General features: G+C 61.6%; 11 protein-coding genes and 1 tRNA gene. 5 read left to right on the top strand and 7 right to left on the bottom strand.

The features are described 5' to 3' along the window. Nucleotides 1-6: 6 nt before the first annotated feature. The 5 genes from KBC96_07285 to KBC96_07265 all read right to left on the bottom strand — a co-directional run bounded on the left by KBC96_07285 (nucleotide 7) and on the right by KBC96_07265 (nucleotide 7,289). Entirely contained in the window at nucleotides 7-2,970 is a 2,964-nt protein-coding gene (locus KBC96_07285) for a hypothetical protein (protein MBP6964190.1), read from the bottom strand. 74 nt (nucleotides 2,971-3,044) lie between these two features. Beyond that, nucleotides 3,045-3,224, bottom strand: coding sequence for a hypothetical protein (locus tag KBC96_07280; GenBank protein ID MBP6964189.1), 180 nt, complete (start codon nucleotides 3,222-3,224; stop codon nucleotides 3,045-3,047). 2 nt (nucleotides 3,225-3,226) lie between these two features. Beyond that, entirely contained in the window at nucleotides 3,227-4,465 is a 1,239-nt protein-coding gene (locus tag KBC96_07275) for a dicarboxylate/amino acid:cation symporter (protein MBP6964188.1), read from the bottom strand. 628 nt (nucleotides 4,466-5,093) lie between these two features. Next, entirely contained in the window at nucleotides 5,094-7,025 is a 1,932-nt protein-coding gene (locus KBC96_07270; protein MBP6964187.1) for a hypothetical protein, read from the bottom strand. Nucleotides 7,026-7,212: 187 nt separating this feature from the next. Further along, nucleotides 7,213-7,289: transfer RNA gene (locus KBC96_07265), tRNA-Glu, on the bottom strand. A gap of 139 nt (nucleotides 7,290-7,428) precedes the next feature. On the opposite strand from KBC96_07265, the gene KBC96_07260 reads away from it, so the two are divergent. Both KBC96_07260 and KBC96_07255 read left to right on the top strand, forming a co-directional pair. Further along, entirely contained in the window at nucleotides 7,429-7,884 is a 456-nt protein-coding gene (locus KBC96_07260) for an EamA family transporter (protein MBP6964186.1), read from the top strand. Then, entirely contained in the window at nucleotides 7,881-8,288 is a 408-nt protein-coding gene (locus KBC96_07255) for a hypothetical protein (protein ID MBP6964185.1), read from the top strand. Before KBC96_07260 ends, KBC96_07255 begins: the two co-directional genes overlap by 4 nt. A 42-nt stretch (nucleotides 8,289-8,330) precedes the next feature. Here KBC96_07255 and KBC96_07250 read toward each other — a convergent pair whose 3' ends face one another. Then, nucleotides 8,331-9,926, bottom strand: a complete 1,596-nt coding sequence (locus tag KBC96_07250; GenBank protein MBP6964184.1) for a gamma-glutamyltransferase — start codon at nucleotides 9,924-9,926, stop codon at nucleotides 8,331-8,333. 230 nt (nucleotides 9,927-10,156) lie between these two features. On the opposite strand from KBC96_07250, the gene KBC96_07245 reads away from it, so the two are divergent. Both KBC96_07245 and KBC96_07240 read left to right on the top strand, forming a co-directional pair. Then, the gene (locus tag KBC96_07245; GenBank protein ID MBP6964183.1) at nucleotides 10,157-11,458 is read left to right on the top strand and encodes a TrpB-like pyridoxal phosphate-dependent enzyme; all 1,302 of its coding nucleotides are present in this window, start codon (nucleotides 10,157-10,159) and stop codon (nucleotides 11,456-11,458) included. 131 nt (nucleotides 11,459-11,589) lie between these two features. Continuing rightward, nucleotides 11,590-15,057 (top strand): hypothetical protein, encoded by a 3,468-nt coding sequence (locus KBC96_07240; GenBank protein ID MBP6964182.1) that lies wholly within the window; start codon nucleotides 11,590-11,592, stop codon nucleotides 15,055-15,057. 54 nt (nucleotides 15,058-15,111) lie between these two features. Here KBC96_07240 and KBC96_07235 read toward each other — a convergent pair whose 3' ends face one another. Further along, nucleotides 15,112-15,252 carry a hypothetical protein gene (locus KBC96_07235; GenBank protein MBP6964181.1) on the bottom strand — a complete coding sequence of 47 codons (141 nt, stop codon included), beginning with the start codon at nucleotides 15,250-15,252 and terminating at the stop codon, nucleotides 15,112-15,114. A 531-nt stretch (nucleotides 15,253-15,783) separates the two neighbouring features. On the opposite strand from KBC96_07235, the gene KBC96_07230 reads away from it, so the two are divergent. Further along, nucleotides 15,784-17,448: a hypothetical protein gene (locus tag KBC96_07230; GenBank protein ID MBP6964180.1), complete on the top strand. Its 1,665-nt coding sequence runs from the start codon at nucleotides 15,784-15,786 to the stop codon at nucleotides 17,446-17,448. The last annotated feature ends 42 nt before the right edge of the window (nucleotides 17,449-17,490 follow it).

The following is a 17,490-nucleotide window of genomic DNA, read 5'->3' as shown; positions in this document are numbered from 1 at the left end:
GCCGGCTCAGAATCCCCGGGGCATATCCCAGACTACGACGGTCTGACAGGTCCTCGGGGCGGAGGCCGGCCAACCAAGGGTGCGGCCTTCCGCTGTTTCGGCGGTGACGTAGTACTCGAACGAGCCATCAGCGGGCGGCAGTTGAGCCTCATAGGTGGCGCGGCCGATATCACGCAAGTCCACTTTTCGTAAGTCGCCGCTCCCCAACGGACGCCAGTGCAGCGACACGGTCCTCGGCAGATTCTTGTCGAGAATGATCACTCTGAGCCGCAGGGACTCGCCCCTGCTCACCTGGGTGCGAACCGTAGGGACGATGATTCGCGCCGGGCCGGTGTAGACCTTCGAGGGCTCGACTTCCCCAGGAAGGGCTGATCCGAGCGCCTGGGCGAGGAGTTCGTCATGCGCGGTCAGGAACTTGAGCGTCCCACGGCTGTGCTGCTCGAGGTTCGCGACCGTGCCCATCTCGCCGGGCGTGTCCACTGCAGCTAGTTGGTAAGTCATCATGCGTTCCCAGCGCCGAGCCATGCGGATTCGCACATCAAGCGCTTTCTCTGCCGCAGCCTTCCGCTTAGCTGAATCCTGCTCGGCGTTGACGGCGGCGGCAATGGCATCCAACTTCCCGCGCAGACATCCCAGCTCAGCCATGGCCGCCGCGCACCGGTAGGTGTTCAGCCAGTAGTCGAACCGCTCGAGATTCCCAGCCCCGCGCACGCTGGGCCGAAGCGCGGCCATATCGTCCACAAAGGCGTAGCGCTTTCTCTCCTCGTCCCAGGACGTGCCGTTGACTTGGACTGCGCCCGGTCCGCCGATCCATCCCGTCGCCTCCGGCATCCCCCGACCGTCAACCTCGGCGAGTATGCGGCCGATGCGCCCGGCGACGTTCGCACCGAAGCTCGCACGCGCAAAGTCGAGATAGAAATCCTCGACCGGCATGCCCCGACGGTCGAGATCGAGCGACGACGGCACGTTATCCGCTTCGTAATCACGGTACTTCGGTCCGCCGCAGTTGATCTTTCGCGAGAGAAGCGCGCCGCTATCGGTGCGACCTTCGATCACGATTCCCGCGATGCAGGGCAGTTCGAACAGCCGGATGAAGTCAACGTTCAGCCTGCCGTCAGCGACACGGATATCGGGATAGGTGAAATCGTGCGCGACGTTCCGGCCCCACTCGGCCACCATATCAAGCCGGTCAATAACGATTTGCCCCTGCAGTTTGACGCCGAACACGCGCTTGCCGGGATCATTGTAGTGCGGCTCGTTGAACTTCAGGGTGACGGCGTATGTACCGTTCGGCACCTTCAGCCTGTAGCCGTCAACATCGTAACGCACCGACTGGTATACCGGATCGTCATCGGTGTTCTCGACGGGAGCCGGGTAGGTGACCACGCTGCCGCCGATTGGACCGTCACGCTGCTCGTCTATCTCACGAAGCGCGCGAGCGAAGTCATCGGACGCCCACGACTGGTCCCAAGCCGCATCGGCGAGGGCGGAAACATTCTGAGCCATCGCCTTCGTTCGCCAATGAATCCCAAGCAGGCCGGTGCAGCCGAGCCGGAGGGCGTCAGCCGCGTCGTACCTCATGCGCCCGACCCAGGGCTGAGGCGAGGCGAGGGCCGGGTCGTTCTCCATCCACGGGATCGCCCACTTCGGCCTGCCCTCTATGCCGGCGAAACTCGGATCAACCGGCGCATGACCGACGGAGCGGTTGATGCAGCTCATCGGCGAGCCCTTCGGCAGGACGGCATCGAGCGCGGTTCTGTCCTGAGACGGGCCGAGCACCCATCCGCAGGTGGCGAGGACACACGGATTCCCCAGCGAGTCGAGCGCGGAGAGCGCCGCGCGGATGTCGCCCATCGTCGCCCGCAGATCTTCCTCGGTATTCCCGGCCCAAGTCCACTGCTCGGGAGTCCAGAGCCAGTAGTAGTCCACCGGACAGGCGCGCGCGATGCGCTGAAACATTACCCGGTATACCTCTCGGACGACTGCCGGATCGGCGGGGTCCCTGCCCTGTTCCTTCAGCCGTTCCCTCACCGTGCCCGGGATTGCCAAGGGGGTCTCCGTGCCGACACAGGTCTTCACACCGAGCGCGCGAGCGGTCGAAAAGGCCGTGCGCAGCATCTCGGCGGTCCGGTCGAAAACTGCGTTCGACTGCTCGGGAGTCGCCGGACGAGGAAGCGCGTCGCCCATGACATCCGGGCCGTAGTCATCACCCGGGAAGAGGAGGGATGCGCCGCCGGTGAAATCGCTCGTGGACATCGCGGCATATCCCCATGCGCCCTGCCGCTTGGTATTCGCCCAATGGGAGGGGTAGCTGAATCGGACGCGCCCGCGACCATCTGCATCATCCGCAAGGCCGATCCACACCGACGGCTCAGGGCCCGCGCCTCCCTCGGGATAACAGTGGAGGCCGATGAAGTTCATGCGCATCTTGGGAAGTTGCGCGATGTAGGCGAGGTAATCGTCGGTGTTCCACCAGTCCGGACCCTCGGGGAAATCGTGAAACGGCTGGATACCCCGAATCGAGAAGAGCGGCCTTCCGTCCTCATTGATCGTCGGAAGCGACTTGAGCCGGTCGTCGGGGATCACGTCGCCGTGGAGGTAGAACCTGACTCCGAGTTTCTCGGCGAACCGGTAGGCGCCGTACAACGTCCCGATGTCATCGCCGCCGACGATCCACCAGGTCTTTCCCGTGGTCTTGATCTCGTACTGCTCAGGCCCAAGAGCCTTGATCCCGCTCCGCGCGGCGACCGCCCGGTCCTGTCTGGCGACGACTATACGATGCGAGTCGTCGGCAGACCTCGCGACCACCGGCAGATCGCCGGTGCGGAGGTATACGTACCTCTGGACCTCCATCGCCGACAGCCGTTCGAGTGAGGACGCGCCGGGCACCGTCTCTATGACGACCGCCGAACGGACCGCTCCCGCGAGCAGTCCGAGCGCGAGCACTATCGATGCAATCCGTGTCTTCACCTGGAAGTCCCTCCTGGTCTCAATCACCTGGCGTATACCCCGATCTCAGCGAGGGCCATGCCGCGCGTTCCGTTTCAGTCCCGGATGGATGAGTCCCTGCAGTTGGTCTGAAGGTAGTAGACCTGGTTGTCCCGCTCTCCGTAAGGAGTATTCTTCATGTAGCAGCACTCCCGATAGCAGTTCTCCGTCCCGCCGACGGACGCGTAGATCAGCAGTACCAGAATCGAAAGCGCGATGCACGTCATTCTGCGCATGGTCATGCCTCAGATCGCTGCCCCGCAACAGCACGATCGGCCTCCGAGCGGCTGACGAACACAGCGCACACCGCATCCCCGGTTATGTTGACTGCGGTCCTGGTCATGTCGAGCAGTCGGTCCACAGACAGTATCAGCCCTATCGGTTCGAGCGGCAGACCGACCTGCTCGAGCACCATCGCCAGCATGATCAGTCCCACGCCAGGAACGCCCGCAGTGCCGATGCTGGCGAGCGTTGCAGTCACGACCACCATCACGATCTCCGCGAGCGACAGGTCCGTACCCGTGATCTGCGCGATGAAGACGGTGGCTACACCCTGCATTATCGCTGTGCCGTCCATGTTCACCGTCGCCCCGAGAGGCTGCACGAAGCTGCTCACTTCCCTGGACACGCCGAGGTTCTCCTGAGCAGTCTGCATCGAGACCGGTAGAGTGCCGCTGCTGGACGACGTACTGAACGCCACGGCCATTGCGGGTGAGAACCCCCTGAAGAAGGCCAGAGGGTTCATCCTGCCCAGCAACCCGACTGCCAGGCTATACGTAACTGCGCAATGGAGTATGAGCGCACCCAGCACGACCAGGAAGTACATCGCAAGAGAGGCGAGCACGTCTCGGCCCTGTGATCCGACCGCGGAAGCGATCAGCGCAAACGCCCCGTAGGGTGCGGTCAACATGATGACATGGACGAGATGCACCATCACGTCATTGGCCTGCTCGAACAGGCTCGCAAGCGCCCTCGTTCTCTCGCCGAGCATCGCAAGCGCGAGACCGATGAAGATCGCAAACGCGATGATCTGAAGCATATTGCCCTCAACGAGGGCGGCTACGGGATTGGCGGGGATGATATTGACTATCGTGTCAATGACCGATGGAGGCTCGGCGGCCTTGAACGCGGATGTTCCGGCGATGCGGAGCGCTCCTTCCCCGCCGGGCTTCACGATGAAGGCAAGCGTCATCGCAAGCGAGACCGCGATCACCGTCGTGACCAGAAAGAAACCGATAGTCTTCGCGCCGATGCGGCCGAGCTTCCTGGGGTCGCTTATCCCCATCGTCCCGACCACGATGGAGACAAAAACGATGGGCACTACGAGCATCTTGATGAGGTTCAGGAAGATGCTTCCCACAGGCTTCAGCAGGTATGTATCCAGCTTTGGGAATATAACCGGCAGGAAGGCGTTCGAAAGCACGCCGACAAGAATACCGAGCACGAGCCCGATGATGATGTTCCGAGTCAACTTCACGTCCGTTCTCCGCCGGCGAAGCGTGCGTCTAGCTGGTGGTCGCGACGCGCGGCCAGTATGAGTATTGAGCGCCGAGACGCGGTGTTCCTTTGTCCGGAGGCAGAAACCGGCGTAGATCCAAAGTGCAAGAGAGCGGATGGTAGACCAAGGAAGAACAGGCAGAATCGAACTGATGCTCTATTGCCTCGATGGTGGTGTCGGAACTCGAATACTTCTGTGTGGCAGCCCGGTCACGTGATTGCCTGCAGCTAGTGCCTGGGCTGACATCGGAGATGCGGTTTCAAATGGCCTGCGCACTCTGCTAGAGATGAGTTGTGTTACGTGTTGCCCGGGTTCTCTACGCCAAGGCTGACGCGCAGAACACACAAGCTGCTCTTCACTTCTCGAGGCGAACGCTGCCGCGCATTTGGGAGGGCAGTGCCCGCTCGCGGATTGGGCCAAGGCTGGAGGATGATCATGTCCTCAGAAGGGTCAGTGTTGCGCGACAGTTCCCACAAAACGGACATCACATCCTTACTATCCGGACGGAATTGACTGCCGCACCGGCCATCTATCTCACCAGAAGCCAGGCAGTTGCATTGTTTTCCAAACAGTTCGCCAGCTCGGATGGTTCTTGCCGGTCAACAGCTCACGGTTCGATGTACATCGTGTAGAGGTCGGCACGGCGCATAGTGACGCGGAGGCGGAAATCGCCCTCGGGCATCGCAAATACGGGGGCCTTGATGCTGTCTCCCCGAACGGTGGCGGTGTCGAGCACACGGCCTTTCGCATCCAGCAGCTCTATGCGGAGCAGACCGTTCGCGGCGACACAGGCGTTGACGAAGAGCGCGCCGCCTCCCTTGATGGGACGGGTGACGAAGCTCCCCTTGCGCCAGTCGGCACGGACGCCGAACCAGCCGTCGGCACGGTAAGACATCACGCCCACGGCGAAGTAGCTCTCGCGACTGTGCTTGGCCAGACCTTCCCAGCCGCCCATCGACTTGAAGTACGGGAGGCTCTCGGCGAAGCGGCGTTTGCCGAAGATGGACTTGAAGTCGTCGGCCGTAATCTCACTCGCCGCGTTGTGGCGGAACAGGGGTTCGGCGTAATAGTGCGGCAACGCGGTGCCCGAGATGATCTGATAGTAGCGTCCGCCGTCCTGAACGATCTCCTGGTTGGGATACAGCTCGCCGAAGTACCAGTCGAAGGGATTCGTCGACTTCGCGAACGGTTTGGGGTCGGAGAAGTTGTGGAAGTTGATGCCGTCGCGGCTGTACTTGAGGTCGAGATAGACCTGCTGGCTCTCGCTGTCGTAGGCGTTGATGAATGCGAGATACAGCCCGGCCTCGGGCATGAACCGGATCTCGCCGCCATACTGCTGCGAGAACGGGTTGTCGGCCGGACCGCCCGCGGAGATGGAATGGACGTATCGCCAGTCGGCGCCGTCCGTAGTGCTGTAGATGGTAAGGATGCGGCTGCTGTTGGGCAGCAGGTCGTAGGGCACGTCGTAGGGCGCGAATCGGCGAACCGTCTGGCCTCGAGCCAGGAACAGCGTCTTGCCGTCGTTGGAGAACCACGTGTTCCCGAAGTTGTCGTTGGTGGAGAAGCCGTCGTCGAAGCTGTCGCTGGTGTAGAGCGGGACGTCGCGGAACAGCGGCGTGTTGCGGAGGAAGACGGAGTCGCCCGACGAGGTATCGGCCACAACCCAGTAGGTGCGGGAGCCGGCCTTCACGCAGCCGAAGTCGAAGGGGTCGAGGTTCTGGATAAGGCCGATATCCCGCAGGGTGTACGTGCCGTGACGGGCGGGGTCATACATCTCGTACAGCCGGCGTGCGTGCGCCGAGCCGATGACGGGCAGACTCTTGAATACATCCTTCTGAGGTTCGGTCTCAGGCGCCGTGGCGACAGGCACATAAGGACCCTCGGGGGACGGACTCTGCACCGTGAAGGGGATGGGGTTGTTGGAGTAGAGGTAGCCGCGGCGGTAGGGGTGCTCGATTCCCTGAATCACATAGGTGCCATCGACGGCGCGACCAATGGAGGAGGCGTTGACGCGCAGCACCTCGGGCCGGGTGGAACGGTAGGCCTCGGTGAACTTGGGTTCGGAATAGCGGACCTCGAGATTGCGGAACGACTCGAAGAGCCAGTCGTCGGGTGTGAAGAAGATCTTGCGAAGGCGGATGGGCCCATCGGGCGGCGACACGGCGGGGATGCGCTCAATGCGGAGCATGCGCTTCATCGAGGTCTGCCCGACCGTGACGGTGGCCATGTAGCGTCCCGGAGGAAGGGCGCCGATATTCTTCAGGATACAGGAGTTGCGGCCGGTCGAGAGCCGGAAGTTCCCGTTCCAGACCTCCTTCTCGTCGGCAGAGACCACGGAGACCGAAGCGGCTCGCAGGTCGGCCATCGCCTTGGGGATGACCACAGTGAGTTCGGCCTGCGCAGGGTTGCGGTAGATGGGCATCGCGAACTCGGCCTGCACTTCGGCGACGTCGACCAACACCTTCCCGTCGGCCTGCGCGAAAGGTACATGCACGACAGTCAGGAGGAAGATGGGAAGGAAGGGAATTAGTTTTTCCATGGAACGAGGCCTTTCTGTGATGCAAATGCCGGAGATAGAGACAGGCGTCGGACCGAAGTATCCTGTAGTTCGTATTCGCTGTCACTTACCCTCAGACTCCGAATACACTTCCCATAGTCCTGCCACACCCGGCTCATTGTATGCAAAAAGAGGCGACTTTCCTCAGTGAAAAGCCGCCTCTCATACTTGGTAGCCCGTAGGGGATTCGAACCCCTGATCCCCTGGCTGAGAACCAGGTATCCTTGACCACTAGACGAACGGGCCGTGTGAACTTATGTCCACTAGGGACAGCCGTATTGTACCACAAGCCGATTTGTTTGTAAAGACGCTTTTCAGTTCGCAGAGGTTCCCTATCCCATACCGCTCCCGTTCCTGCCAAGCACGGAAGGTTCACGGGCGGCCCGTGCGGAATGTACACCCAAGCGACATGGTGATATTCCTGGTTCTCACAGTCGTGTTCAACACGCTTTTCGCCGCTTCGTACAAGCTGGCGGTGCGGCGAGGCTGCAACCTCGACGCGGTCAATGTGTGGGTCTACATAGGTTCCACGGCGACGATGCTCGCGTACATCCTGATCAAGGGGAAGCTGCCGTACCATCCCCTCGCGCTCGCGATGGGCGTATTCGGCGGGTTCATGGTGTTCTTCGCAACGCTCTCCTTCTTTTACCACATGAGGTATGGGCAACTCTCGGCATCCTGGACGGTCATCAGCCTCTCCATCGGGTTTCCCGTGCTGGCCTCGATCTTCGCGTGGCATGAGTACCCGAGCCCCAGACAGACAGTCGGGCTTCTTCTTATAGTGGTTGCGCTCGTCCTCTTCGGGAGACACGAAACGAACGCGGAGGGCGAGAGACCATGAGCTTCCTACTGCTGATGGTCGCATTCGTTCTAACCGGGGTGCTGAACATCCTGAACAAGGCGCTGATCCAGTGGAATCTGGCCCCGTACCGCGACGTCTACATGCTGGCGTTCTACGGCACACCGGCCCTGCTCGGCATCGTGATCCTCGGAGTCAGGCGGCAGGAGCAGAGCGGCGACGACAGGCGCGTCGGCCTGATGATGGGCACGGCGGGCGCGATCAGCATGGTGTTCTTCCTGCTGGCCCTTCAGGGGATGAGCGGGATCGTGGTATTCCCGGTTCGCAGCCTGGGAAACCTGTTGCTGACGGCGGTCTTCTCCATCGCAGCGTGGAGGGAACGGCTCTCTACGAGTCAGAAGATCGGGATCGGGCTGTCGCTGGCCGCGCTGTGGCTGATCTACTGATCACACAGGAGGGGCTGCGCCGTCGCTCATCAAGGTGAGGCGTTATGCACCCAGCGCCGCGTTCTCACCGCCCAGCGAGGCGCCGCAGATTGCACCGTCCTCGATCACGATGCTCGACGCTATCCCGCCGATCGCCTCCACCTGCACCAGCTCATGCCCTCGATCCGCCATCGCCGACTTCGCCGATTCCGGCAGGTCAACGGTGTGCTGGATCGGGCCGCCCTGTGTGTGAATCCTCGGGAAACTCAGTTGCCCCGCCGCCGTCATCCCCCAATCCACGATATCCGCAACGAACTGCGGAAGCAGACTCGGGATCGTCCGCCCACCCGGAAGCCCGATCGAGGCTACCGGTCGGCCGTCCCTGGTGATGATCATCGGAGTCATGTTGTGAAGAGGCTGTTTCCACGGCCCGGGCGAGTTCGGATGCCCAGCGGCGGGATTGAATCGAGACATGCCGTGCCCGAGGACGATGCCAAGACCGGGCACCACCACTCTGGAACCGTATCCTCCACCGTGAGTCTGAGTCAGCGACACCATATTCCGGTCGGCATCGCACGCGTTCACGTGGACGGTGCACTTCGTCGAGTCAAAGCCTTCCTGAGTCCGAGCGATGCCCCCTGCGCGCACCCTGGACGCGAGAGTCTCCGCGTATTCAGGCGACATCAGGCGAGCGATCAGATCGCCGAGGCCGGGAACGTCTCCCAGAAGTGACAGACGATCATGCCAAGAGAGCACCAGCGTGTCTGCAAGGTCTCCCCAGTACGCCGGATCTTCGGGCGAGCAAGGATCGGGGTGAAGCATCTGCATCACGGCCATCACCTGGAGAGCAGTCGGGCTTCCGGCAACTCCTGTGCAGGCGTAGACCCTGTGCCCCCGATAGTCGAGCGAGAGCGGCTCCGATACCTCGACCGCGAACCGCGCCATGTCCTCCTCAGTGAGTATACCGCCCATCGCGCGGACTCTCTCGGCTATCATGCGGGCGGGCTTGCCCCGGTAGAAGGAAGCGGGATCGTCCGCGAGGGCCTTCAGCAGGTTCGCCAGGTCCGGCAGGCGGAGCGTCTCGCCGTCTGCGGGGATCAGACCGTCCGGCAGAAACGCCGCCGCAGACTCGGGATCCGCGTTGTCAATCAGGCCCTTGATGTTGGCGCTCAGTCCCGGCCAGACAGTGAATCCGTCTGCGGCGAGATTCACGGCAGGCTGAACGAGATTGGACCAGCCCAGGCGGCCGAACCTCTGCGCTGCGAGTGAGAGTCCGGCCACCGTGCCCGGCACCGAGACCGCGAGCGGCCCGAACATATTCCTGCGGTCCTCCACGCCACCGAACCCGCCGACGTTGGTATTCTCCGCGGGGAGTACCGGCTCGAACATATCCTCGGAAGCGGCCATCGGAGCGCGGGTGTTGTAGTCAATACTGGCTACCTCGCCCGTGCCGGCCATGCAGATGACCATCGTACCGCCATAGCCGCCGATGCCGTTCGACGAAGGTTTCACAACGCACAGGGCCAGCGCGGTCGCGACCGCCATGTCCACTGCGTTGCCTCCGGCGCGCATGATATCGAGTCCAACCCGTGAGGCAAGAGGGTTGTCCGAAGTGACCATTCCTCGCGATGCGCGGACATCGTTCAATGAAATCGCCATGATATACACTCCAATTCGTGGCGTGCAGTCCCGACTATGTGAAGTATAGAAGCGTACCCTCCGCTTGTCAAACGACCTCCGGCAGCGCCTTCACCGGATAGTCGCCGGACTGAGTGTTGACTTATGCGCAGAACGGGTATAATATGGACCGTGTTTCGCCCGGCCGCTGCTGCGACGAACCGCAGGTTGTTGTGCGCGGGCATTCCCACATCAAAGGAGGAAACCTCAGAATGGATGACCGCCAGTTTCTTCTAAGCCCGAAGGACCTCCCGAGGCAGTGGTACAACGTGGCCGCGGATCTCGATTCGCCGCCTCCTCCACCGCTGCATCCCGGGACGAAGCAGCCAGCAGGCCCCGACGACCTGGCGCCGATCTTCCCGATGGGCGTTATCATGCAGGAGGTCAGCACGGACCGGTGGATACCGATCCCGGATCCGGTGCTCGACATCCTGAGCATCTGGCGGCCCACCCCACTGTACAGAGCTACCAAGTGGGAGAAGGCCCTGGAGACGCCCGCGAAGATTTTCTACAAGTGGGAAGGGGCAAGCCCCGTCGGCAGCCACAAGGGAAACACCGCGGTAGCCCAGGCGTACTACAACAAGCAGGAAGGCGTCAACCGTATCGCGACCGAGACGGGCGCCGGCCAGTGGGGCACCGCACTCTCTATGGCCTGCAAGTTCTTCGATCTCGACTGCACCGTCTACATGGTGAAGGTCAGCTACAACCAGAAGCCGTACCGCAAGTTCATGATGAACGTCTACGGCGCGACAATCTATCCGAGCCCGAGCGAGCACACATCTTACGGACGCAAGGTGCTCGCAGAGGACCCCGACTGCCCCGGCAGCCTGGGAATCGCCATCAGTGAGGCCATAGAAGACGCGATCTCCGACCCCAAGGTCAAGTACTCCCTGGGCAGCGTGCTGAACCACGTCATGCTGCACCAGACCGTGATCGGCCAGGAAGCCATCAAGCAGATGGCGATGGCGAATGCCTATCCGGATGTAGTGATCGGATGCGTCGGCGGCGGAAGCAACTTCGCCGGCCTGGCGTTCCCCTTCATGCCGGACAAGTTCGCAGGAAAGAACATTCGCTTCGTGGCAGTCGAGCCCAGCGCGTGCCCGACGATCACCACAGGCCCGTACAAGTACGACTTCGGCGACACTGCAGAGATGACTCCTCTGCTGAAGATGCACACACTCGGCCACAACTTCATGCCGCCGGGCATTCACGCAGGCGGACTGCGCTACCACGGAATGGCCCCGTTGGTCAGCCTGCTCGTGGACAAGGGCTTCATCGAAGGCGTCGCCTACCCGCAGACTCCGGTCTTCGAGGCGGCAGTAGGCTTCGCCCGCACAGAGGGCATCATCCCGGCGCCGGAGAGCTCACATGCGGTAAAGGCCGTGCTCGACGAGGCGATGCGCGCGAAGGAAGAGGGGAAGGAGAAGGTGATCCTCTTCAACCTCAGCGGACACGGGTTGCTCGATCTGGCCGCGTACGACTCCTACTTCAGTGGAAAACTGATAGACGTGTAGGGTCTCGACACGGAACAACCGAACATGAGGAACGAGAGGGGGAGATGGCGCATCTTCCCCTCTTGCAACTTGTGCCGAAACCGGCCCTCCCAACGTATGAACCTTCAGGAAGCTCTATCCGAGGAGAAAAGATGATCAAGTACACAACCCATCTGCTGACAGCGGCGTTCTGCGCGGCAACCGTCGCCTCGGCCGCATTCGCGGGAGGCGCGACGGTAGTCTACGATTTCTTCGAACGTTACCCGGAGGCAAAGATCTCGAACGCGATGTCACCAGGCGCCAAGAAGGCAAAGTCGGGCGGGATCGAGAGAAAGTCCGTCTTCCTTCACCCTACCGGAGCGGGCGATGCGGTCGCGGAGTACGAGGTCACGCTGCCGAAGCTGAAGTCCGGCGAGAAGCTGGTTCTGGTGTGCGGCGTCGGGCTGACCGACGGGATCCCGGCGAACGATTCGGAGCATCCGTACGACGGAGTGGTTTTCGAGTTGAGGATCAACGGCAGGAAGGAGTTCGAGACGGACGTCCGAGACCCCGGATGGAGGGAAGGCGCGTCGGATCTGACTTCTCGGGCCGGGAAGAAGATCAGGGTCGCGCTGGTCAGCAGGGGCAAGCAAAACACAAACTACGACTGGGCGAACTGGGGAACTCCTCAGATCGTGCGGCTGTCCGAGAACGTTCTCGACAAGGACCTGGCGCCGGTGTCCAGCGGCCTCGTGCTGGTCAAGTCCAAGAACGACGGCACCGCTTCAGTGTTCCCACTCGCCGAATCAGGTGCGACGCTCGGGGAGTCTCTGACCGTACCCCTGGCAGAGGACAAACTAGCTGCTGCAAGGTTCGACTTCAACGCCGACGGGGCTCATTCAGTACGGGTTAGTACCTCTCACGGCGCTGCAGAACTCGGAGTCTACGCGTTTGCCCCTTCGCTCGAGATCGAGTCCTTCGGGCCGACGAGCGCCCTGATCTACAGGGACAGACCGGCGACTCTCCGCGCGGTGATCAGAAACGTCGGCGAAGGAGACTTGAGCGTGTCGGACGGCGCGACGGTCGAGTTCGCTCAGAGCGCGGCGAACGACGACGGGACGCCGATCTACCTCGGCTATCCTCTAATGAAGAAGATTTCGGCACAGCCGATCGGCAAGCTGCTCTCGGGAGAGAGGAAAGTCATCGAATGCGCTCTCGCTCCCGACGAGAGTAAGGGCATCCTGTACGTGGGGGCCGTGCTGAGCACGAAGGACGGTGGAGGCCCGAGCGCTGTCAGATCGGTAGCACTCGTTACACCCACCACTGACCCGGGACCGCCTGGAGACAGTGTAAGCACGCGCGTCTTCGGTGATGGCCTGAGAGTCCTGCAGAACCCGAAACTTCGGATACTCTTCCTGAGGTCGGGCGACGCGTTCGCGGCGTGGACCGCAAACATCCCCAAGGGCGACGGGTGGGAGCAGGTAGCATCCGGTTCCTTCGGCAGGCTGGTTACCGGCGAGGGGGAGGAGCAGGTCCTGCGTCCGATTGAGTCCCACAACGATGCTGATTCCGTCACGCTTAACTTGAGAAAGAAGGTCGGCAACTCCTCGTGTTCGTTCGAATGGGTCTTCAAGATGGAGCCCGATCGGCCGAACGTCTCGATCTCGCACTCCGTCAAGACCGACAAGCCGCTGGACATCGGCCACTTCTCCGGGCCGATGGTCTGCGCAGGAGACGGCGGGTTCGGCGCGAGAAAAGACGAGGGACTGTTTCCCGGCCTCGAATACCTGTTGACCGAGCAGTCGTCCGGAACTGAGTTCGTCCATCCGCCGGACAACCTCCGGACCGTCCCGCACCCGAACAAGGTCACAATCCCGCTGATGGCCATCCGGAATGGAAGCACGCTGGTCACGCTCGAGTGGGACCCGCTCCAGAAGTGGGCGGCGGGAACGGACCGTCCCGCATCGGTCTTCGCCTCGCCGAACTTCCTCGACGGGCAGGAGAACCATCTGATGGGAATCTTCGCGCCGTCGGTGCCGGACTACACGCCGGAGAACAGAGTCGTCGCGGACAGGCCGTTCAGACTGGAGGCCGGGAACTCGCTTCGTCTGGAGGCTACGCTGGGCGTGCGGTCGGAATCTGCGACGATCCTCGACGCGGTCGGCGAGTGGGTTGCGCGACACGGCGTCCCGGAGCCGCCCGAGACAGGTCTCAAGCCGTACGAGATGATGAACCTGAGCGAGGAGGCGTTCCTCGGTACCGCGTGGATCAAGGATAAAGCGGGATGGAACCACACCATCACCGGCCCGGTGAGCTTCGACGCTATGATCGCGAACTACCTGTACGCGCGCAACAACCGAACGTATGACGCAAAGAAGAGCGAGGAGATCGCAGCGGTTGTGAATCCGGCAATCGAAGCCGTCAGGGCAGACCTGCCTCTAAGCACGGCGCTGTATGCGGGTGACGTGCCGGCGGCGCTGACGAGGGCGTTTGCGCACGCAGAGTCGCTGATCAAGAGCCAGCGCGAGGACGGGTCATGGGCTTACACGCCGGACAAGGAGCACGAGGTCTTCGGGACACCCGGAGACACTTCGTCCGGCCTGACCGCACTGCGGTCAAAGGAACTCCTGGAACACGCGCTCATCACCGGAGACGCGACTGCCCGTGACGCCGGCCTCAAGGGACTCGCATTTCTCGATACTACGGCCCGACCCGAGGGCGCGCAGACCTGGGAGCTTCCTCTGCACGTGCCGGATATCCTGGCATCGGCGCACCTCGTGACCGCGTATCTGAACGGCTACCGAATCACCGACGAGAAGCGGTATCTCGACCGGGCAGTCTACTGGGCGAAGTCGGGCCTGCCGTTCGTCTACCTCTGGAGCGCGGCCGACCAACCGATCATGCGCTACGGAACGATCCCGGTCTTCGGCTCGACATGGTACGACAAGCAGCCGTGGTTCGGGGTGATCGTACAATGGTGCGGTCTCGAATACGGCTACGCGCTCGACAAGCTCGCGGAACACGATAGCTCAATGCCCTGGAAGCAGATCGCGCGGGGAATCCTCCATTGCGCGGTCCAGCAGCAGCAGTACACAAAGAAGGAATACCCCCAGAACGCCGGCATGTACCCGGACGCCTTCAGCCCGATCCTCGGCAAGGAGCAGTACCACTGGGATATCAACCCGCGCCTTATCGCCCGAAACCTCATGCGCGAGTTGGGCATGGACACGGAGCCGGCGACGCAGAAGGTGCTCGACCGCCAGTCCCAGATGCTCACGTTGACGCTCCCCGCACAGAGCCTGAAAATGAACTACTCGATGGACTGGATCAGGTCCGAGTTCAACTATGCTGTGGGAGCAACGATCTACGCCGTGGTCAGCGGCGTCTATCGCCCGGAGTCATTCGAACTGAACGGGAAGGCAATCAATCTCTTGAAGGACATATCAGCAGCGCCGATCGGATGGGTATACGACGAGGCGCGGACGCTCTCAGTCGTGAAGATGGTGACGGGCGGGGAGAACAAGTTCGTCATTGACCTGATAAACCATGAGATGAGGCAAGCACCGGGGGCAAGCGTAGAGAAACCGACAGACCCGGCAGCCGATAAACGCGAACAACCGGATACGAATGCGGTAGAGTGAACATGAGGGAGGGCGCTCTCCGTCCGGGCGAGAGGGTCCTCCCCAAAGAACCGGTTACCCGTCGTGCGGAGCGGACTTGCCCGGCTGCGCCTGCACTCGGCTGTGAAGCAAGCCGTCGTGGATGTCCAGTCTCTGCTTGTCTTTCTTCTTCCGCTTCTTCTTTCCGTCGTTTCCGCGGTCTCTGGAATGTGCCATTCTCCCGGCTCCTTTCCGGCGGACTGCCGCTTGATCGAACTCGCTTCGCATAATCCCCATACCGACGCGTTCTAAAATCTAGCCAACTACTCAGCTTCTTCTTGAATAATGAAGCGGCCTTGCGGTTAATCATAGGTTACCACGGAAGGGCCTGTCGGTCAAGCAGGCAAAAATACCTGTTTTCTTGCAGAGAGCGCTTGCCGCCGCAGGATTCCTTTGACAGGTCAGGCGTGTTCTGTTACACTGGATGTACGTTCCGCAGTGCGGAGCGAACGCCATTGGCGATCCTATAAGGAGGTGGTGGCTACATGGAAAATAGTCAAAGAGGTGACGCTGGGGGCTAGGTTTTAGCCTTCGGGTCATGAACGAGCCCTCGAGGCAGTTCACCTTATTCAGTGCGGGGTCCGCGTGAGCGGACCCCTTCTTAGTTTGTACACTTCGTGGACTGAGTGAAGGTTCTTCGCGACGACTGCGTCTAACTGCCTGTATTGACCAAAACGACTGCGAGACGAATTGAAGGGAGGCAGGACGATGCACAGGTTGATCACAGGGACGATTCTGTTTGCGGTTCTGGCGGCGATGCCTGCGGCGGCGCAAGACACCGATTCACTCAAGGCGAGGACGACTTCCGTCGCGGCGTTCAAGAACGGGACCGGCTTCTTCATCAGGGAAGGCACGGCTACTCTCAGGGAAGGCTGGGCATTCTGGGACTACATCCCGCCGGCCGCACTCGGGACCTTCTGGGTCGGGTCCCCGAAGGTGGGAGTGAGCATCGAGCGTCTGCTCGCCCTGAGGGAGGACTCATCCCACACCGTTCCCGCCAGGACGGTCGCGGATATGCTCGAAGCCAACGTCGGGAAGCAGGTCAAGATCACGTACGGAGAGCGCGTGATCGAGGGCAAGCTCCTTGCGGTCCCCGTGGATACGGATTCCTCTCCCGGCCAGCCGATGCCCTTCAATGTGGTCTCGACGGTTCCTCGCCCCGCGTCCGACCTCGTGCTGGTCGAGACCGCCAACGGCACGGTCGCGGTCTCGAAAGCGTCGATCTCACTCGTGGAGTTTGCGGGCAAGGCCAACGCGGACCGCGTGGTCAAAGACAAGGTCAAGCGGCTGAGGTTCAAGATCTCAGGGGCGAAGGAGAGCGCGCCGATCACCATCGGCTATCTTCAGAAGGGCATATCGTGGTCGCCTGCATACCTCGTCGAACTGCTCAATGACACAAGCGCGCGCATCACGATGCAGGGCTTGCTCGTGAACGATGCCGAGGACGTCGAGGGCGCGGAGGTGTTCTTCGTCGTGGGATTCCCCAACTTCCTCTACTCCGATGTCGTGTCGCCGCTCGCGCTGACTCAGTCCATCTCCGAGTTCATTGACCGCCTTGGAAGGCCGCAGTCGCCCGCCGGCGGGTACGGCACGGTCATGACCCAATCGGTTATGTACAACCGCGCCGATTACGGCTATGCCGGTGGGGGTCCGGAGAGCGCGCCGGACTTCGGCTATTCGAGTACGAGCGAGACTCCCGGCGCTCAGGAGGAGGACCTCTTCCTCTACAAGATGCAGGACGTGTCGCTCAAGAAGGGCGAAAGAGCGTACTACACCGTGTTCTCGGCCGAAGTGCCGTTCAAGCACGTCTACAAGTGGACTGTAAACGATACGTCGGGAGTCAGGACGGACGGATACGTAGACTCCAACCGCAACTCGGGAACGCCCCCGGCTGAGGACCAAGTCTGGCACATGCTGACGCTGACCAACACGTCGAAGTACCCGTGGACGACCGCGCCGGGCATGGCGATGTCTCAGGGACAGCCGCTCGCGCAGGACACTCTCGCGTACACTCCCAAAGGCGGCGAGAACGACCTCAAGCTCACGGTTGCCACGGACATCCGAGGCAAGAAGAGCGAACTCGAAACCGAGCGCCAGAACGACGCGATCAACATTAATGGGCACAGCTTCACCAAGGTAACGTCGGAGGGGAAGCTCACTCTGAAGAGCTTCAAGTCGAAGGCCGTCACGGTGCATGTGAAGAAGACTATAATCGGCGAGGTCACATCCACCACCCTGGGAGGAAAGACCGAGAAGATGGGTGTCGCGATCCGCGCGGTCAACCCTACCTCCGTGGTCAAGTGGGATGTCGCGCTGAAGCCCGGTGAAGAGAAGGTGCTGGACTACTCCTACTACACCTACGTGCGGTACTAGAAAGGCCCCGCAGTTCGGGCAGGAGTTCAACTCCCGCCCGAA

Source organism: Armatimonadota bacterium (assembly GCA_017993055.1).
GTDB lineage: Bacteria > Armatimonadota > UBA5829 > DTJY01 > DTJY01 > JAGONM01.
Note: the sequence above shows the minus strand (reverse complement) of the source record. Positions and strands in the feature narration are given on the sequence as shown.